The following is a 17,562-nucleotide window of genomic DNA, read 5'->3' as shown; positions in this document are numbered from 1 at the left end:
CGGTCATGATCTTCAAGCAATACTACCTCGGTTGCCTGGCTCACGCTTCATACCTCATCGCGGATGAGTCCACACGCACCGCCGTGGTGGTCGATCCCCAGCGCGACATCGAGCAGTACATCGAAGACGCGCGTGCGATGAACCTCACCCTCCGTCATGTGTACCTCACGCATTTCCACGCCGATTTCGTGGCCGGGCATCTGGAGTTGCGCGACCGTTGCGGCGCTTCGATCCACCTCGGGGCCCGGGGCGATGCGGAATACGAATTCGTCCCGGAATCGGACGGCACCCGTCTGGAAATGGGGGACGTGCGGCTGGAATCTATGGAAACCCCCGGCCACACGCCGGAAGGCATCTGCCTCCTCGTTTATGATCTGAAGGAAAATAAAGATAAGCCGCAGATGGTATTGACCGGCGACACGCTGTTCATCGGCGATGTCGGCCGGCCGGACCTCATGGCGTCCGTTGGCATCACCGCCGAAGAACTGGCGTCGATGATGTACGACTCCCTGCGTGGCAAACTCATGAAGTTGCCGGACGAAACGCTGGTGTACCCGGCGCACGGGGCGGGGTCGCTTTGCGGCAAGAACCTGAGTGACGAAACGGTGAGCACCATCGGCGACCAGAAGCGGCTCAATCATGCGCTTCAGCCAATGGACCGCGAGGCGTTCATTCACATGATGACGGAAAAACTTCCCACCGCGCCGGAATACTTTCCTTACGATGCGCAACTGAACCGCAAAGAGAGGCTCACCCTCGACCGCTCTCTCGAAACCGGGATGAAGGAATTGACGCTGGATGAACTGCTGGCTCTGCAAAAAGAGGGCGCCCAAATTTTGGACACGCGGCCGGAAACGGAATTCAACGCCGCCCATCTGAAAGGTTCGGTGCAGGTGGGGCTCGGCGGCAAGTTCGCCACCTGGGCGGGCATCGTGTTGAAACCGGACATCCCCATTGTGCTCATCACCGAACCGGGAACCGAATACGAATCCGAAATGCGCCTGGGCCGCATCGGCTTCGACCGGGTATCCGGATTTTTAAAAGACGGCATGAAGGCTCTGGCGGACCGGCCGGATCTCGTGGAAAGCACCCCCGGGTGGACCCTGGAGGACTGGGACCGGGCTCAGGCCGAAGGCCGCAAGGTGCGGGTCCTGGATGTGCGGTCGCCCACGGAATACAACGAAGGCCATATCCGGGACGCCCTCAACGTGCCGTTGAACACGTTGCAGGAACGGATGGATGAGGTGCCTCGCGACGGAGACACACTGGTTCATTGCGCCGGGGGTTACCGGTCCACCATCGCCTGCAGCCTGTTGCAGAAGGCCGGTCGGACAGGTATCATCAATTTACTCGGAGGACTTGGAGCATTCCCGCTGAATCACCCCGTTAACCGCGATCTGGTGACGATTTCCGCCTAGTGCGGAGGTACGATCCAGGAGGAGCTGAGAGATGAAAGTTGTGCCCAACGCTGTTCTGCTGGCGGTGGCTCTTTTGTGGGCCGCCCAGCCGCTTGTCGTGCATGCTGAGGAGTCGTTTTACGAACCCCTTCCCAAGATGACCCATCCGAAGGACAATCCGTGGTCGAAGGAGAAGGAAGAACTGGGCAAGATGCTGTACTTCGACCCCCGGCTTTCGAGTAGTAATTTCATCAGTTGTGCGAGTTGCCACAATCCCGGTCTCGGCTGGGGCGACGGCCTGCCCACGCCCATCGGTCACGACTTCAATCGCAAAGGGCCCCGGCATGTGCCGACCATCATCAACAGCGGTTACTTCGACGCACAGTTCTGGGATGGTCGTGCGCCCTCGCTGGAAGAACAGGCGAAGGGACCCATCCCGAATCCGATCGAGATGAACCAGAACCCGAATGAGCTGGTGAAAAAGTTGAAAGCCATTCCGGGTTACGTAAAACGGTTCGAAACGGTGTTCGGCAAGGGCGGCCTGACGTTTGACAACATCGCCAAGGCCATTGCCACGTTCGAACGTTCGGTGGTTTCGAAGAATTCTCCCTACGATAAGTACAACAATGGGGATAAAAGCGCGATGTCGAAGTCGGCGATCAACGGCATGAACCTTTTTTTCGGCAAGGCCAAGTGTTCCATCTGCCACAACGGACCCGCTTTCACCGACAGTAATTTCCACAACATCGGAGTGAAGGGGAACGATATGGGGCGCTATGGCGTCACCAAGGACGATTCTGACAAGGGCGCGTTCAAAACGCCCGGCCTGCGTCATGTCAGCCGAACGGGACCCTACATGCACGATGGAAGCGAGAAGACACTCAAGGACGTAATCGAGTTTTACAACCGCGGCGGGGATGTCGATGAAAACAAAAGTCCTTTCATCACCCCGCTGGGACTGAGCAAGCAGGAAGTCAACGACCTGGTGGAGTTCATGAAGGCGCTCGAAGGCGAACCCATCGAAGTGGTGGTGCCGGAGCTGCCGCCGGAAAATTAACGGAGTTTGTTCGCCTTTGGGTGCGGGCGGAGAAGGGAGTGCCATGCAGGTTCTCGAACTGGTGTTCACAGCTTTGTTGCTGGTCCCCGCCGCCCCGCCGGGTTTGACGGATTTGCCCGGGCATTCGGGAATCTGCCCGCAAACCCGCCAGACGCCCACGGCACCGCAGGAATACCTGGAGCTGGAAAATCCGCTGGAGCCGACGGAGACCAATATCCTGGCAGGCAAAACGCTGTTCCATTTCGATGCCGAGCCGCATGCCTGCCGGGTGTGTCACGGGCTTTCGGGAAACGGACTGGGTATCATGTTCAAGGCGGTGCATCCGAAGCCGCGAAACTTCACCTGTTTTCAAACCATGCAGGATTTGCCGGACGGTCAACTGTTCTGGGTGATCCGCAACGGTTCACCGGGAACCGTCATGCCGGCGTTTGGATCGCTGGATGTGGATCAAATCTGGCAGTTGATTTTATATATACGAAACTTTTCAAAAGTAGATTCAACCAACGAACAAGGGGAACCATGAACCAACGTACTTTCTGGATGAGGGCTCTTTCCTTGTCCCTGTTCATTGCAGGTTTTGCGACGGGACCGCAGTTTTCGTACGCAGACACTCCGGGCTCCGGAGACAACGAAACAATCCAGCTCGCCATGCACCAGGGCAGTCCGCATGGCGGGGATCACGAACGACACGGTCTGCACCACGGAATGGGCCGCGGGGGCAAAGGCATCTGTCCGCAGACCCGCACCGCGCCTCAGGCTCCGAAGACGGTGTACAACCTGAAGAATCCATTGGAACCGACCAAGGAAAACATCGAGAAGGGCGAGTCCCTTTACCAATGGACGGCGGAACCCACCGCCTGCAAGGTGTGCCACGGTCCTTCGGGCAACGGCATGGGCATGATGGCCAACGGACTTCAAGCTTTGCCGCGCAATTTCACCTGCGGGGAAACCATGCAGGAGATCACCGACGGGCAGATGTACTGGATCATCAAAAACGGCACGCCCACCGGTATGCCGCCTTACCCGTTCATGGATGAGAACGAGGTGTGGAAGCTGATCCTCTACATCCGCCAGTTGTCAAAGTAAGGCCCGGATTTCAGCAGGCAGACAGGGTCCATTCACAACCGCCTACCGGGCTGGTCACACGATCCGTCCTTCAAATTCTTCCACATTGCAGGAACATGGGTTCCTGCAATGTGGAAGGTTTGCGGTTTTTGAAAGGAGCTGCCTTATGAATTGTCTGCCTGTATTCCGCATTTGTTTCCGCCTCGCCATCTCCGCTTTCCTGTTATTGCTGTTCCTGCCGGCTCCGCCTGCGAGCGCGGCGGATGAGTCGGTCGCCAGAAATCTGATCGACCACAGTTGTTCCAATTGCCACCGGTTTGAAGGCGAGGCCAAATCCCGCTTCGAGTTGCGGGCTCCTGACCTCATGTGGGCGGGCGTCAAGTTCCAGCGCCCGTGGCTGGTCCGCTGGCTGATGGGCCAGGAAGACAACGTCTATCAGAAAAATTACCGGTGGGACATCTCGCAAACTCCGGTCAATCACCCCGCCCTCACCAAAGAGCAGGCGGTAGCGATGGCGGATTATTTCGAAAAGCATCTGCAGGACCCGCGCGTCAAGAAGGACGCCATCGACCTGTCCCAATTCACCGAGCTTCACGCCCAGTTCGGGCGCGAACTGTTCAAAAAACACTCCTGCACGGGATGCCACCAGATCATGGAGGACGATGAAAAGCTCGGCGGACCCCAGAGTGCCTCGTTTTTCAATCCCGGCAAGCGTCTGAACAAGGACTGGATTTACCGTTTCAATTCCAATCCGCCGGACTTCGTGCCGCACAGCGGCGAGTTTGTCGCCGATGTCAGCGGACTGGGCCTGTATTACATCACCGGATTCCTCGCGACGGAGGGCGATTCCGACTTTCAGTTTTACGAGCCGTGGAAGAGCGAGCATTTCCAGAACGCCAGCGCTGAACGCGGGGCGACGATCTACAAGGAATACTGCGCGCAGTGCCACGGTGCGGAAGGCAAAGGCGACGGGCCGGCGGCTTCCGGACTGGATCCCAAACCCGCGGTGCATTCGGAGTTGCCTTTGAACGTCTATCCGGAGGACTACCTGTACAATGTTATTTACTACGGAGGCAAGTCGGTGGGCAAGTCGCCGTACATGCCTTACTGGGGGTTGACCCTGGGCGACCAGGGCGTGGCGGATGTCATCGCCTACCTCCGCGAAACGTTCAAGGGAAATTGAAACGCGAGCGGCAACGAGGGCCTTTCCACGGATAGGGTTCGGTATAGAAAGGCCCTCCCTTTTGAAAATGGAATTCGAATCATGAAGAAATGGATAGGGATGGGGTTGGGATGCTGGATGGCGGCGTTGTCCGCCTGCGGCGGTACCACGGAAGTGGAGATGCCGGAATTCATGGAGGAGAAGCAGGAGGCTCAGGTCACTCAGGTCTCATCGTCGGGCGTCTGTCCGCAAAAACGCAGCACCCCGCGCGCACCGTCGGCGTTCTACAAACGCACCAATCCTCTTGAGGCGACCGGCGAAAACCTGGCGCAGGGCGAGGCGCTGTATCAGCGAACGGCCAAACCCCTCACCTGCAAAACCTGTCACGGTGAGCGGGGGGATGGGTTGGGCGACCCGGATTTCGAAAGCACGCCCCCGGCGCGCAATTTCACCTGTGGTGCTACCATGCAAGGCCTTCCCGACGGGCAGTTGTTCTGGGTCATCCGGAACGGCTCGCCGGGCACGTCCATGCCCGCCCACCGGAACCTCTCGGAGACTGAAATCTGGCAGCTGGTTCTTTACCTGCGCACCTTCGCGGGTCAGTGAAGTGTCAGTAGTTTGAGCGGCGCTTTTCGTATTTGTGCGCGTGCAGGATGCGGCGGGCTTCGTCTTCCATCTGCTCCAGTAAAGAAAAGTAAATGCCGCCCAGCGTTTCTTCCGGGTGCGGCAGACCGTATTCCACGCCGTGCGAAACGTCGGAGAGGGCCAGCACTTTTTTCTGCTTCGCAAGGTAAAGCAGGCCCTGCAGGAGGATCTGCGGGTTGTCCGGATGCCACGCAAACCCGGCGCGGTAAACCAGCAGGATGTCTTCATCGTACTGTTCGCCCAGCTTCAGAAGCGTACCGCGGTTGACGGGCCGGTGCAGGTCGTCGCCCAGGGTGAGCGGCGCGAGGCGTGCGGGATCGATCTTCATCAGCGTGCGTTTGACCGGAGCCTTGTCGGCAAACACCCGGTCCACGCCCACGGGGTCCAGACCGAGATCATCCGCATACGCTTTTTGCCCGCGGGTCACCTCCGGCGTGTGATGCAGGCAGAACTCCGCTGCCGTGCAACTCTGGATCACCTTCATCGACTTGGGAAAAACAAACGGCTTGATGTTGGCGTCGGATTTGGGGGTGTCGAGAAAATCGTCCGCGCCCGCCGGGCCGGGCATCATGAGCCAGCCCGCCAGGAGCAGGCCGCAGGCGATGACCGTCCGGTTCCGCATGGCGCGTCTCCTCAATGCAGGGTGAGTTTCTTGTACTTCGACCGGCGGTTCTCCTCGCGTCCCCCCAACTCCTGCCGGCGCGTTTCCTGGTAGGCCTCGAAGTTGCCCTCGAACCAGCGCACCTTGCTGTTGCCCTCGAACACGAGCAGGTGTGTGCAGATGCGGTCCAGGAAAAAACGGTCATGACTGATCACCACCACGCAGCCGGGAAAATCGAGGATGGCGTTTTCCAGGTTGCCCAGGGTGGTGACGTCGAGGTCGTTGGTCGGTTCGTCAAGCAGGAGTACGTTGCCGCCGCGCCGTAGCAGTTTCGCCAGGTGCAGGCGGTTGCGCTCGCCTCCCGACAGGTTGCCGACCTTTTTCTGCTGGTCCCCGCCGCGGAAATTGAAACGCGCGACGTAGGCGCGGGAGTTCATGACGCGGTCGCCGACCTCGATCTGGTCGGTGCCGCCGGTGATCTCCTCGAACACGGTTTTATTGTCATCGAGTTCGTCGCGGTGCTGATCGACGTACGACAACTGCACGCTCGGTCCCACCTCCAGTGAGCCACCATCGGGTTGTTCTTCCCCGACGATCATGCGGAACAGGGTGGTCTTGCCGGTGCCGTTGGGACCGATGACGCCGACGATGCCGCCGCGCGGAATGGAAAACGTGAGGTCCTCGATCAGGGGCGTGTCGCCGTATCCTTTGCTGAGGCCGCGCGCCTCGATCACCTTGTCGCCCAACTGCGGACCGGGCGCGATCTGGATGTCCAGGCTGTTGTCGCCATTGTCCGATTTCTTCTGCGACAGTTTTTCGAATTCCTTGATGCGGCTTTTGTTTTTCGTGCGGCGCGCACCGGGATTGGTGTTGATCCATTCCAGTTCCTTCTCCAGCCGTTTGCGCAGGCTGGACTCGGACTTCTCCTTCTGCGCCAGGCGCGACGCCTTCTGCTGGAGCCACGAAGAATAGTTGCCTTCGAACGGAATGCCTCGTCCGCCCTGCAACTCCAGAATCCACTTGGTGATGTTGTCGAGAAAGTAGCGGTCGTGGGTGGAAACGATGACGTTGCCGGGGTATTCCTTCAACGTGTCTTCCAGCCAGGCGACGGTTTCCGCGTCGAGGTGGTTGGTGGGCTCGTCCATCAGGATGATGTCGGGCTTGAGTAGGAGCAGTCGGCACAGCGCGACGCGGCGTTTTTCCCCACCGGAGAGCGTGCCGGTTTTCTGGTCGTCGGGCGGCAGGACGAGCGCGTCCATCGCCACCTCGATCTGCCGGTCCAGTTCCCAGCCGTCCACCGCGTCGATTTCATCCTGCAACTTGCCCATGCGCTCCATGGCGCGTTCCATCTCTTCTTCCGGCAGGGCTTCGGCCATGCTGGCGCTGACTTCATTGAACTCGTTGATGAGTTTCTGGATCGGCTCGAATGCCTCCTCCACCACCTCGCGCACGGTCTTGTCCGGATCGAGTTGCGGTTCCTGGTGCAGGATGCCGACCTTCGTGCCTTTCAGCGGTTGCGCCTTGCCCTCGAATTCCTGGTCCTCGCCTGCCATGATGCGCAGCAGGGTGGATTTTCCGGTGCCGTTCTCGCCGACGATGCCGATCTTCGCGCCGTGATAGAAAAATAGATTGATGTCCTCGAATACCGTTTTGGCGCCGTAGGTTTTGCGCAGTTGGGAAATGGAAAAGATATATTCGCCAGCCATGATGCTTTCTTTGGTTGAAGGAGTGGATAAAGATGTTTCGAACTAGATGATCCCTGATTTTAAGATTTTTTCAAGAGGGAACGGATAAATTAAACGCCACTCCGTTCCCTGCGCTGCAGAATGACGAAATCCTTGCCATTGTCGAACACCCGTTGGAAACCGCAGGTGCGGCCGATCCAGTCGAACGTTTCCAGCCGGTAAAAACAGACGTGGGTGGGATCGCGCTGGTAGTACCAGTTGAGAAACGACGACGCGTTCGGCTGCGGGCTCATTTCCGTATAAAAGCGCGTCATCACCGCGAGAAACCCCGCGGGTTCCAACAGGCCGCCGATGCGCTCCATCTCGCGCGCCGGATTGTGAAAATGCTCAAAAGTTTCGGTGGAGACAACCACATCGAAGCGCCTGTCACCAGGCAGGTCCGGGAAGAAAATGGAATCGTATTTTTCAGCGCGATAGCCCTCGCGTTCAAGCAGGGCGGCGAGCACCGGTTCGTAACCGCATCCGTAATCGAGTGCGGTTTTCGCCTGCGGGCAGTGTTCCTTGATATGGCGGATCTTGTCCATGAACATGGCGACGTAGCCGGGATTGTCGAGGCTGTTTTCGTGTTCGCGGTAACGCATCTCCTCTTCCTCGCGGGAGGGATGCGATTCGGACGGCACGGAAATCAGGTGGCAGGTTTTGCACAGGCGGTATTCGCGTTGCAGGTTGTGGGCAAACTCCCGGGTAGGAGACGTGCAGAGAGGGCAGTCCATGGACCGGATTGTGCCACAATTTCGCCGGTTTGGCGACGCACCCCGGCGCGCCGGCGGGGAATCTGGCACCCTTTATCCATTTTGTGGTATGATCGTGCCTCGATTCGGCTCGAATCCCACTCTTCCAGGTCCCGTAAACATCCATCAAACCAGTCGGCTTGCGGTCCGTAAGAACGCGGTGCGGGACGGTTTTGGCAATCGTTGTGCATTCAGGAGATTTTTTAGATGGCAAACTACATCAGCGGCAACTCCATCCGTGCCGGTCACGTGATCGTTTACAACAAGGACCTGTACCGGGTGATGAAGGCCGAGCACCGCACCCCCGGCAACAAGCGCGCCTTCATGCAGGCCAAACTGCGCAGTTTGAAAGACGGCACCCAGACCGAGGTCAAGTTCCGCGCCGACGAGGAAATCGAGCGCGCCACGCTCGAGCAGTCGGAGATGGAGTTTCTGTACGAGGATGCGACCAGCGGCTACTGCTTCATGAACAGCGAAACCTTTGAGCAGATTTTCATCGAGGCCGACGTGCTGGGCGACGTGAAGCTGTACCTGCTTCCCAACAGCCGCGTGACCGTGGAATTTCATGACGGCCGTCCGATCGGCGTCCAGCCGCCGGAGACGGTCGAGTTGAAAGTGGTCGATACCGAGCCGCAATTACGGGGCGCGACGGTATCCGGTTCCGGCAAACCCGCGACCCTGGAGACAGGGCTGGTTGTCACCGTGCCGCAGTTTGTGGACATCGGCGAAGTCGTGCGCGTGTCCACCTCCACCGGCGCCTACCAGGAACGCGTCAAAGGCTGAAACCGGCTCGACCCCTCCACGTTTCTTCTCTTTTCGCTTCTTTCTCACCTCTGTTACTGAATACAAAGTTCCTCCCCCCAGTGGGGGAAACAAAGCCGCTGAATTTCCCGCCCTTGTTTTTTTGCAGATTCCCCCGATTGAATTGCGCCTCCTGAATGCGGTAAACTAAAGGCGTTTTTTTAATAGGTGATTGATTTTAAATAAATTAAGGCGTCCCTGCCCGGAAGTTCGCAAGCACGTTCCATTCATCACTCATAGGATTTTTCTTTCATGGAAACGCTCAATCCATCGACCATGCCCCTCAGCATCTTTGAAATGGTTTCCCGTTCCAGCACCATGGCGAAAGCGGTTCTGGTACTGCTTCTCATATTCAGCATCGTGTCCTGGGCCATCATCCTGACGAAGTTCATCGCTTACCGTAAAGCCAAGCAGGAGGACCAGAGTTTCCTGCGCGTGTTCAGCCAGAGTTCCAGCCTGGTGAACATCTACAATTTCTCGCAGAAGCTGAAGTACAGCCCGGTGGCCCGGGTGTTTCTGACCGGCTATTCGGAGCTGTACCGGTACAGCGGCAACAACGAACAGGGGCGCGAAGCCGGAATGGCTCGGGAGGTGGCGCTCTCCGAGCAGGACCTCAAAGGCATCGGCCTGTCGTTGACCAAGGCGATCAACCACGAAATCGAAAGGCTGGCGCACCGCCTGGATTTTCTGGCCACCACCGGGAGCACGACGCCGTTCATCGGCCTGTTCGGCACCGTGTGGGGCATCATGCATTCGTTCCGCATGATCGGCGTGAAGGGTTCCGCCAGCATCGGCGGCGTCGCGCCGGGCATCGCCGAGGCGTTGATCGCTACGGCGGCGGGTTTGTTTGCGGCGATTCCGGCGGTCGTGTTCTACAACTACCTGAATGCCAAGATCCGCGGCTTCACCGCGCGCATGGACGACTTCTCCCGCGACTTCCTGTTCATGTCCGAAAAGGACTTCCTCCGCAAACCCGTCGATTACTGATCCCCCAGGAAACGCATTATGGATTACCGCAAAGACCCCCGCCTGATGGCGGACATCAACGTCACCCCGTTCGTGGACGTCATGCTGGTTCTGCTGGTCATTTTCATGATCACCGCTCCGCTCATGCAGCACGGCATGGATGTGGACCTGCCGGAAGAAAGCACCGAGACGGTAGAGGTGAAGGACGTGCCGACCATCTCGATCCGTAGTAACAAGAAGGTGTATTACGACAAGGAAGAACTGGTGACGCTGGTGCAGTTGGGCGAGAAACTGCAACGCTACCTTGAAAACAACGAAAAGGGATCGGTGTATTTCCGTGCCGACCGCAACCTGGACTACGGCTACGTGGTGAAGGTCATGGCCACCATCCGCCGCGCCGGCGTGAAAAACATCGGCATGATGACCGAGCCGGGAGAATGAGTTTGCATTCTTCGCAGTTTTACAACTTCAACCAGATGCTCGTCATCAGCGTGTTCGTGCACTGCCTGATGCTGACCCTCGTGCTGTTCATGCCGAAGTCCGAGTGGGTGCAGGAGAAAATCCGCCCGGTGTTCACCGTGGACCTCGTCGAAGTTCCCGCCATTCCCGGATCGCAACCCGGCGACCTGCCGGAGGAGGGCCAGCAGCAGAAGGCCGTGTCGCCATCCCAGGAGAGTGCGGTGGAGACCCCGGTGACGCAGAAGCCGCTCACCAAAAAAACGTCGGGCACCAAAGAGGCACCGAATCCGGTTCCCCAGCCCAAAAGCAAGTTCACCTCGGGGGATAAAAGCGTAAAGCTGGAAGACCTGCCGTTCACCGGCACGCCCACGCCGAAAACCAAACCGGGGCAGTCCTTGTCCACCCTGGAGGAACTGGAACAGATGGCCAAACTGCCGCCGACGGTCAAGCAGCCCACGAATAAAAAGTCATCGCCGACATTGCTGGAAGATTCCCTGCGCGAGCTCGATGCGTTGAAAACGCCTGCGGAGTCTCCGGGTGAGAAAAAGAAACCGGGGCCCTCGCGCGTGACCGAGGCGTTGAAAGGATTCGACACCCTGCAGATGGAGAAGCACGTTCCCATTGAAATGCCGAAGCCCAATCCCGTTCCCAGGAAGGAAGACCTGAGCCTGGAGGAACTGGAATTCGCCATGCTGGCCAAACGCAAAATTCAAAGCGGCACCCCGGATACGACGGTGGCGGACCGGCGGGAGTTGCTGGAGAAACTGGAGGAGTTGCAGGAACTCAAAAAATCCAGCAAACCCGTGGTCATCCAGAAGAAAACCAGCACGCAGGAGTTTGAAACGCTTATTGTCCAGCAGATGGAATCGACCCAGCAGGTTCTGGACAAGATCGCGTCGCTCGACAAACAGCATGAGGTTGAAGTCAGTTTTGACCTGGGTGAAAGCACCCGGTCCCAGCCGGTAAAATTCAAGAGCCGCATCTGGGCGGTCAAGTCCGACACGCTGGGCAAGGGCGTTAAGGGCAAGGCAACCGGCGCGGGCAGCAAGCAGACGTTTGTGTATCAGGGACCGGTCGGGCAGGCGCAGGCGGCGGACCCGCTTTCCCAGTACGTCGGGCGCGTGCACCAGCAGATTTACAGAAACTGGAGAAACCCCCTCGGTGCGGGGCACAATGAGGTGAAGGTTTCCTTTTATATTTACCGTGCAGGCAACATCGATCAGCCGGAACTGGTGGCCAGTTCCGGCGATTCGCAGTTGGATAAATTGGCGCTCATGGCGATCAAGGATTCGGCCCCGTTCCCGAAATTTCCTTCCGCCCTGAAAGAGCCCAACCTGCATATCACCATCAACTTCAAATACATTGCGAAAAAATAATATGCGATTCGCCTTCACGATAATTGTGTGTTTCGGGCTGTTCCTGCTTCCCCTGCCGGCATTGGCCGAGTTGGACGTGGAGCTCGACCTGTATAAGGAAACGGCGACGGAAATTGAAATCGCCGTCCCTCCGTTTTATGAAACCGAACCGGGGCAGGATGCGGATCTTGCCAGGGAGGCGCGGGAGATTCTGCAAACCAACCTGCGACTGTTCGAGCTTTTCCGGCCCATGGAAACCGAAGTGTTTGCGGAACTGGCGGCAACCGAGGGCGGGCAGTCGCGTCCCCTGTTCCTCGAATGGAGCCGCATCGGCACGCAGTGGCTGGTGAAGACACAATACCGCACTGAAGGACTGAACGGAGGCGTGCAGTTTGTCTTCCGTCTGTACGACGTGGTGCACAACCGTTACCTGATGGGAAAACGTTACCAGGGTGGTCGGCAGTATGTGCGCACCATCATGCAGAGGTTTGCCGACGAGTTGATGGACCAGCTGACCGGCAAACGCGGCGTGGCGGAGACGCAAATCGGTTTCCTCGCCACCAGCGATTTCGGCAAGGAATTGTATGCGGTTGATTTCGACGGCGAGAACCTGAAACAGATTTCGGACGAACAGTCGGTGGTGCTGTCGCCGAACTGGTCGCCGGACCGCCGCACGATCGTCTTCACCTCGTACCGTGACCGCAATCCGAATATGGTCCTCATGTCCACCAACGGGGAGAAACGCCGCACGCTTCTGGACATTCCCGGCCTCAATTCCGCGCCGGCGTGGTCGCCGGACGGGTCGCGCATTGCGCTGTCGCTCAGCAAGGACGAGAACTCTGAAATCTACACGCTCAGCCGGTGGAACGAGTTGACGCGGCTGACCCGACACTTTAATATAGACACCTCACCCACCTGGTCGCCGGACGGAAAACGTATTGCGTTCACATCCGACCGCGCGGGAGCGGGACGTCCGCAGATTTACATCATGGACGCCGAGGACGGGGATCAACAGGGCGTGCGCCGCATTACCTTTGATTCCTGGTACAACGACAACCCCGCATGGTCGCCGGATGGCGATAAAATTGCCTACACTTCCCGGGTGGGGGATTACCATCAGATCCGGTTGTTCTTTCCAGAAACAGGAAAAACGGCACTTTTTACTCAGGGACCGAGTAATAAGGAAGAACCCTCCTGGTCTCCTGATGGCCGCTTTCTGGCTTACCGTGTGGCGCACGGGAGGTATTCTTCGGTTCATATCAAGGGATTCAACGGAAAACCCAGCCGCCAGCTGACGCACCTGCCCCAGGGCAGTTACAGCCCAACCTGGTCCCCTTATCCCAGACGGTATTTACAGGGAGAAAACAATTGACCCTTCTCCGGGTTGCTCCGAATAGGGAAGAACCGGGTTTTCTGCGGGTCAAATCAGCTACAGGGATTTCCAATTGAAAAATGGTGAATTAAGGAACTGCCACGGCGTTGTTCCTTTAACTGGTTGTTTTTAAAAAATTTATTTAAAAACTCGATTTGGTTTTTGGGAAAAAATTGATTACAATGCTTAGAGTTATTTTCCCTGTAAATACGGCATAGTTAAAAAATTCAAGAATCGGTTTTATAATATAGCTACATCAACATGAGGGAGTCGTTAACAAGAGGTTGAAAAATTATGAACAATTTACTCAAGGCAAAAAAAATGCGTTTGATTTGTGGCATTGCCATTTTTATTTTGGCGGTAGGAGTTACAGGGTGTGCGAAGAAGCTCGCTCCTGAAGTGGAAAACCCTCCTGAGGAGCCCGTCGAAACCGTGTCGGTGGAGCCGGAACCCACTCCGGAACCGGAAACCCAGCCGGAAGAGGGTTTCGATATCCAGATTCAGGATACTGAGGAAAGTGGAGCCTTCATTACGGAATCTGCAGAACAACCTGTGGAAGAACCGGTGGAATCGACGACCATTCCTGATTTCCAGGTAGAGGCGCCGAAGGAAGAGGAAACCACGAAGGTCGAACAAATGGACATGAGCAACGACACGTTTGTCGCCGAACCTCAGGAAAATCCGGTCATCGAGGACACCGCCAAGGTGTTTGAGCAGCCGGAGGAGCCGGAAAAGATCGAGGAGGCACGCCTGCTTGCATTCGAACCTACGGCGCAGATCGAAGACGTTTACTTCGCCTTTGACAGCTTTGACCTCGATGAAAAAAGCAAGGACCGCCTGCGCGCCAACGTGCAATGGCTCAAGCAGAACCCCAATGCCAAAGTGGAAATTCAGGGGCACTGCGACGAGCGCGGCACCAACAACTACAACCTGGGTCTCGGCGAGCGCCGGGCTTTGGCCACCAAGAAGTTCCTGGCTTCCCAGGGTGTGGATGAAAGCCGCCTGCACACCATCAGCTACGGTGAAGAAAAACCGTTCTGCTTTGAAAGCAGTGAGAATTGCTGGTGGCGCAACCGCCGCGCGCATTTTCTGATTTCTGAATGAGGTTGACGATTCAGCAGTTGGAAAATTAGCTCTTCAAGGGATCGGCCGCAACAGGGTATACTTGTTGCGGTCGATTTTTTTTGTCTTCGACTTTTCAAAGCCTGTCATCGACTTTTTCTACAAAGTTGATCCACTTTCAACCCAATCTTTTCGCGGGAAGAAACCATGAAAACCAAGCCTCTGATTTTTTTCTTAACCGCTATTTTTGTTTTGTTTCTGTTTGGCAGCAACGGATTTGCGCAATTGTTCGGTGGAGGCGATGCCTCGGATGAACAAATCCACGCGGAACTCAAAAAACTGAATACCCGGCTGGTGGAAAACCTGTTCCCGGAACTGGCGGCGGTTAAAAAGGCCCAGAGTCAGTTGGTGGACCAAATGAACAGGCTCAATGATATCACGCTCAAACGGCACAACCGGATTGCCCGTCAGGTCGAACTGCTGAACAGCAGCCTGGCTTCTTTGCAGGGGTCCATCGAGCAGAACCAGGTGATCAATCAAAAAGCCAATGTGAAACTGGATGACGACATCACCCGCGTTAAAACCCAGATGAACAGTCTGGAAGCAAAACTGACCGGTGACCTGAAAAGCCAGTTCGCGGGGCAGATCGAAGCCCTGAACCGGCAGGCGGAACAGCAGAAAGCCGATCAGCAGGCCTTCATGAAAAATCTTGAGGCAAATTTTCATGGATTGCAGAAAGGGCTGGCGCAGGACATGGACCGGATCGGACAGGCGCAGGAACAGCGTATCGGCCGCGCCGTTTCGGCGGTGACGGAGATGGCCAGCCTGCAAAAACAGAACAACCAGGTCATGACCAGCGGGTTCCAGACGCTCAACAAACATGATGAAAACATTCTCGCCGGTGTGGTGCGCCTGGAAACCGTGCAGACAGGAAACCAGGAAAAAAACCAAAAGCTCATCGACATCCTCTCCGACAGCCTCAAGCAACAGCAGTTGGAACTGGTCAAGCTGGATGAGGTCTCCGCGCGCCAGCAGGGAAATAAGCAGGACATTGAGTTGACCCGCGAGACCATGAAAAAGTTGAAGGAAATCGTGGACAAACGCCTCACCGAAACCGCGCAGGCGCAGGAGGCTTTGCGCGTCATGAACCAGCAGTTGCTCAAGCAGCAGGAAGTGATTCAGAGCAACCTGCTGGTTTCGGATGAGAAGATGAACAAACTCGCGGCGGGACTGCAATCGCTCGATTCGCAAAACGCCGCCGCAAAACAACAAATCGATACGGCGAACCAGAAGCTGGACCAGGTCCGGACTCTGGGCCAGCAGACGAATGACAAGTTTTCCAAGCTGGTGGACACCACCAAGGGTGTGCTTACCAGCACCGCCCAGATCAACGATAAGATGGATGCGGTGTCACAAAAGATCGATGCCGGGCGCACTGAAGACAACTTGAGCAATGAGAAAATTTCAAGGTTGGTTGAGATATTGAAAACCATCGCGCAGGAGCAGGACAAGCTGGCGCAGGTCCTCGGCAACCAGAACAAGATCAACCAGAATATCCAGACCGTTACCGGTTCGCTCACAGAGACGCACAAGGAGTTCCGCGACCGTCTGGAAGACTTGCGGCGCAAGGGCAACGTGGCCATTGCGCGCGGTGACGACATTTTGAAAATCCTGAATAAATGATCGAGTGAAAATGAGGGATCAAACAAAACCTGCCGCTGAACCGGGAACGAATTCATCATGGCGAAGACCCTGACGGCATTTGTATGCCAGTCCTGCGGACACCGCGTTCCCAAGTGGATGGGAAAGTGTCCCGCGTGCGAAGACTGGAACACGCTGGTGGAAGAGGTGTCCCCACCCGCGGCCGACTCCAGACGCACTCCCCGCGCCAAAAAAGAAACACCGTCCCTGCAACCCATCACGCAGGTGCTGGAAGCTCCTTCCTCACGTCTTCCCACAGGCATTGAAGAGTTCGACCGTACCCTGGGGGGCGGGCTGGTCCCGGGGTCGCTTGTGTTGATCGGTGGCGACCCGGGTATCGGCAAGTCCACCCTGGTTCTGCAAAGCATGTGGCGCGTGGCCCGCTCTGGAAAAAAAGTGTTGTACGTTTCCGGCGAGGAGTCGCCGGAACAGATCAAGCTTCGCGCCCAGCGCCTGGGTTGTCTGGATGACGACCTCATCATCGGTGCTGAGATCTGTATCGAGGAGGTTTTGCGCCTGATTGATCAGGCGAAACCGGATGTCCTGGTGCTCGATTCCATCCAGACGTTTTACACGGTAGACCTGCAATCCGCCCCGGGGAGCATCGGCCAGGTGCGCGAGGTGGCGTTCAAGGTGTTTCAGGAATGCAAGACGCGCTCGCTCCCGGTGGTCATCATCGGCCACATCACGAAGGAAGGTGCCATCGCCGGTCCCAAGTCGCTCGAACACATCGTCGATGCGGTGCTGTACTTCGAAGGCGAGCGTGGCCATTCGTACCGCATCCTGCGCGCGATAAAAAACCGGTTCGGCGCGACGCCGGAGATGGGCGTGTTCGAAATGTCGCAGGAAGGACTGACGCCGGTCGGCAACCCGTCGGAAATTTTTCTGGCCGAGCGGCCGCAGGACACCACCGGTTCGGTCATTGTCGCCACCATGGAAGGCACGCGGCCCCTGCTGGTCGAAGTGCAGGCCCTGGTCAGCGGGTCATCCTCCATCGGCATGCCGCGCCGCATGGCGACCGGGGTCGATCCCAACCGCATGACGCTTTTGGTGGCGATCATGGAAAAGCGGCTGGGCCTGAACCTCGCGGGCGAAGATATTTTCGTCAACCTTGCAGGCGGCATCAAGGTATCGGAGCCAGCGGTGGACCTGGGCATTGCCGTCGCCATCGCCAGCAGTTTTCAGAACCGGCCTGTCGATCCGGGTGTGGTGGTGGTGGGCGAAGTCGGTCTCACCGGCGAAGTGCGCTCGGTGGTTCAACTGGAGCCCCGCCTGCTGGAGGCCGCCAGTCTCGGGTTTTCCCGTTGCGTGGTGCCGCACAGTTCGCGCAAATCGCCGGGCGGCACGTCTCCCTCCCTCGACGTGGTGTGGGTGAAAACCCTTGCCGAAGCACTGGAAACGATTTTATAGTGAACGCCGTCCCATTCATTTACTTGCGACAGG

Annotated in this window: 17 protein-coding genes; 14 read left to right on the top strand and 3 right to left on the bottom strand. The window is 57.3% G+C overall.

Annotation, left to right across the window (positions count from 1 at the left end; all coding sequences use genetic code 11):
- The first annotated feature begins 5 nt into the window (after nucleotides 1–5).
- The 6 genes from ACTRXA_RS07740 (at nucleotide 6) to ACTRXA_RS07715 (ending at nucleotide 5,287) form a co-directional block, all read left to right on the top strand.
- Nucleotides 6–1,418, top strand: coding sequence for an MBL fold metallo-hydrolase (locus ACTRXA_RS07740; RefSeq protein WP_442426632.1), 1,413 nt, complete (start codon nucleotides 6–8; stop codon nucleotides 1,416–1,418).
- Nucleotides 1,419–1,449: 31 nt separating this feature from the next.
- Nucleotides 1,450–2,454, top strand: coding sequence for a cytochrome-c peroxidase (locus tag ACTRXA_RS07735; protein WP_442426631.1), 1,005 nt, complete (start codon nucleotides 1,450–1,452; stop codon nucleotides 2,452–2,454).
- 43 nt (nucleotides 2,455–2,497) lie between these two features.
- A complete protein-coding gene (locus ACTRXA_RS07730; RefSeq protein ID WP_442426630.1) occupies nucleotides 2,498–2,977 on the top strand; it encodes a c-type cytochrome in 480 nt (159 codons plus the stop codon).
- A complete protein-coding gene (locus ACTRXA_RS07725; protein ID WP_442426629.1) occupies nucleotides 2,974–3,540 on the top strand; it encodes a c-type cytochrome in 567 nt (188 codons plus the stop codon). Before ACTRXA_RS07730 ends, ACTRXA_RS07725 begins: the two co-directional genes overlap by 4 nt.
- Before the next feature lie 145 nt (nucleotides 3,541–3,685).
- Entirely contained in the window at nucleotides 3,686–4,702 is a 1,017-nt protein-coding gene (locus ACTRXA_RS07720) for a c-type cytochrome (RefSeq protein WP_442426628.1), read from the top strand.
- An 81-nt stretch (nucleotides 4,703–4,783) separates the two neighbouring features.
- Nucleotides 4,784–5,287, top strand: a complete 504-nt coding sequence (locus tag ACTRXA_RS07715) for a c-type cytochrome (protein ID WP_442426627.1) — start codon at nucleotides 4,784–4,786, stop codon at nucleotides 5,285–5,287.
- A 4-nt stretch (nucleotides 5,288–5,291) separates the two neighbouring features.
- Here ACTRXA_RS07715 and ACTRXA_RS07710 read toward each other — a convergent pair whose 3' ends face one another.
- The 3 genes from ACTRXA_RS07710 to ACTRXA_RS07700 all read right to left on the bottom strand — a co-directional run bounded on the left by ACTRXA_RS07710 (nucleotide 5,292) and on the right by ACTRXA_RS07700 (nucleotide 8,385).
- Entirely contained in the window at nucleotides 5,292–5,948 is a 657-nt protein-coding gene (locus ACTRXA_RS07710; protein ID WP_442426626.1) for a hypothetical protein, read from the bottom strand.
- An 11-nt stretch (nucleotides 5,949–5,959) separates the two neighbouring features.
- On the bottom strand, nucleotides 5,960–7,633 hold the full coding sequence (gene ettA / locus ACTRXA_RS07705; RefSeq protein ID WP_442426625.1) for an energy-dependent translational throttle protein EttA: 1,674 nt from the start codon (nucleotides 7,631–7,633) through the stop codon (nucleotides 5,960–5,962).
- An 89-nt stretch (nucleotides 7,634–7,722) separates the two neighbouring features.
- Nucleotides 7,723–8,385: a class I SAM-dependent methyltransferase gene (locus tag ACTRXA_RS07700; protein WP_442426624.1), complete on the bottom strand. Its 663-nt coding sequence runs from the start codon at nucleotides 8,383–8,385 to the stop codon at nucleotides 7,723–7,725.
- 225 nt (nucleotides 8,386–8,610) lie between these two features.
- On the opposite strand from ACTRXA_RS07700, the gene efp reads away from it, so the two are divergent.
- The 8 genes from efp (at nucleotide 8,611) to radA (ending at nucleotide 17,529) form a co-directional block, all read left to right on the top strand.
- Complete coding sequence (gene efp / locus ACTRXA_RS07695) at nucleotides 8,611–9,186, top strand: elongation factor P (protein WP_442426623.1); 576 nt, start codon at nucleotides 8,611–8,613, stop codon at nucleotides 9,184–9,186.
- Nucleotides 9,187–9,456: 270 nt separating this feature from the next.
- Nucleotides 9,457–10,191: a protein TolQ gene (tolQ, locus tag ACTRXA_RS07690; RefSeq protein WP_442426622.1), complete on the top strand. Its 735-nt coding sequence runs from the start codon at nucleotides 9,457–9,459 to the stop codon at nucleotides 10,189–10,191.
- Between the two features lie 18 nt (nucleotides 10,192–10,209).
- Nucleotides 10,210–10,611, top strand: a complete 402-nt coding sequence (locus ACTRXA_RS07685) for an ExbD/TolR family protein (RefSeq protein ID WP_237099306.1) — start codon at nucleotides 10,210–10,212, stop codon at nucleotides 10,609–10,611.
- Nucleotides 10,608–12,005, top strand: a complete 1,398-nt coding sequence (locus ACTRXA_RS07680; protein WP_442426621.1) for an energy transducer TonB — start codon at nucleotides 10,608–10,610, stop codon at nucleotides 12,003–12,005. The genes ACTRXA_RS07685 and ACTRXA_RS07680 overlap by 4 nt, the downstream gene beginning before the upstream one ends.
- Nucleotide 12,006: 1 nt before the next feature.
- Nucleotides 12,007–13,356: a hypothetical protein gene (locus tag ACTRXA_RS07675; RefSeq protein WP_442426620.1), complete on the top strand. Its 1,350-nt coding sequence runs from the start codon at nucleotides 12,007–12,009 to the stop codon at nucleotides 13,354–13,356.
- Nucleotides 13,357–13,650: 294 nt separating this feature from the next.
- Entirely contained in the window at nucleotides 13,651–14,460 is an 810-nt protein-coding gene (pal, locus tag ACTRXA_RS07670) for a peptidoglycan-associated lipoprotein Pal (protein ID WP_442426619.1), read from the top strand.
- Between the two features lie 165 nt (nucleotides 14,461–14,625).
- On the top strand, nucleotides 14,626–16,101 hold the full coding sequence (locus ACTRXA_RS07665) for a hypothetical protein (RefSeq protein WP_442426618.1): 1,476 nt from the start codon (nucleotides 14,626–14,628) through the stop codon (nucleotides 16,099–16,101).
- Nucleotides 16,102–16,158: 57 nt separating this feature from the next.
- Nucleotides 16,159–17,529: a DNA repair protein RadA gene (gene radA, locus ACTRXA_RS07660; RefSeq protein WP_442426617.1), complete on the top strand. Its 1,371-nt coding sequence runs from the start codon at nucleotides 16,159–16,161 to the stop codon at nucleotides 17,527–17,529.
- Nucleotides 17,530–17,562: the final 33 nt, after the last annotated feature.

The sequence above is a fragment of the Nitrospina sp. P1_D6 genome (assembly GCF_052156615.1).
Taxonomy (GTDB): Bacteria; Nitrospinota; Nitrospinia; order Nitrospinales; family Nitrospinaceae; genus Nitrospina.
Note: the sequence above shows the minus strand (reverse complement) of the source record. Positions and strands in the feature narration are given on the sequence as shown.

Bases quoted from the DNA above. Each gene is read 5' to 3' on its own strand.
- ACTRXA_RS07710 (WP_442426626.1), bottom strand. From the start codon at position 5,948: ATGCGGAACCGGACGGTCATCGCCTGCGGCCTGCTCCTGGCGGGCTGG.
- ACTRXA_RS07665 (WP_442426618.1), top strand. From the start codon at position 14,626: ATGAAAACCAAGCCTCTGATTTTTTTCTTAACCGCTATTTTTGTTTTG.
- efp (WP_442426623.1), top strand. From the start codon at position 8,611: ATGGCAAACTACATCAGCGGCAACTCCATCCGTGCCGGTCACGTGATC.
- radA (WP_442426617.1), top strand. From the start codon at position 16,159: ATGGCGAAGACCCTGACGGCATTTGTATGCCAGTCCTGCGGACACCGC.
- ACTRXA_RS07675 (WP_442426620.1), top strand. From the start codon at position 12,007: ATGCGATTCGCCTTCACGATAATTGTGTGTTTCGGGCTGTTCCTGCTT.
- ACTRXA_RS07725 (WP_442426629.1), top strand. From the start codon at position 2,974: ATGAACCAACGTACTTTCTGGATGAGGGCTCTTTCCTTGTCCCTGTTC.
- ACTRXA_RS07735 (WP_442426631.1), top strand. From the start codon at position 1,450: ATGAAAGTTGTGCCCAACGCTGTTCTGCTGGCGGTGGCTCTTTTGTGG.
- tolQ (WP_442426622.1), top strand. From the start codon at position 9,457: ATGGAAACGCTCAATCCATCGACCATGCCCCTCAGCATCTTTGAAATG.
- ACTRXA_RS07720 (WP_442426628.1), top strand. From the start codon at position 3,686: ATGAATTGTCTGCCTGTATTCCGCATTTGTTTCCGCCTCGCCATCTCC.
- ACTRXA_RS07740 (WP_442426632.1), top strand. From the start codon at position 6: ATGATCTTCAAGCAATACTACCTCGGTTGCCTGGCTCACGCTTCATAC.
- ACTRXA_RS07700 (WP_442426624.1), bottom strand. From the start codon at position 8,385: ATGGACTGCCCTCTCTGCACGTCTCCTACCCGGGAGTTTGCCCACAAC.
- ACTRXA_RS07685 (WP_237099306.1), top strand. From the start codon at position 10,210: ATGGATTACCGCAAAGACCCCCGCCTGATGGCGGACATCAACGTCACC.
- ACTRXA_RS07730 (WP_442426630.1), top strand. From the start codon at position 2,498: ATGCAGGTTCTCGAACTGGTGTTCACAGCTTTGTTGCTGGTCCCCGCC.
- ettA (WP_442426625.1), bottom strand. From the start codon at position 7,633: ATGGCTGGCGAATATATCTTTTCCATTTCCCAACTGCGCAAAACCTAC.
- ACTRXA_RS07715 (WP_442426627.1), top strand. From the start codon at position 4,784: ATGAAGAAATGGATAGGGATGGGGTTGGGATGCTGGATGGCGGCGTTG.
- pal (WP_442426619.1), top strand. From the start codon at position 13,651: ATGAACAATTTACTCAAGGCAAAAAAAATGCGTTTGATTTGTGGCATT.
- ACTRXA_RS07680 (WP_442426621.1), top strand. From the start codon at position 10,608: ATGAGTTTGCATTCTTCGCAGTTTTACAACTTCAACCAGATGCTCGTC.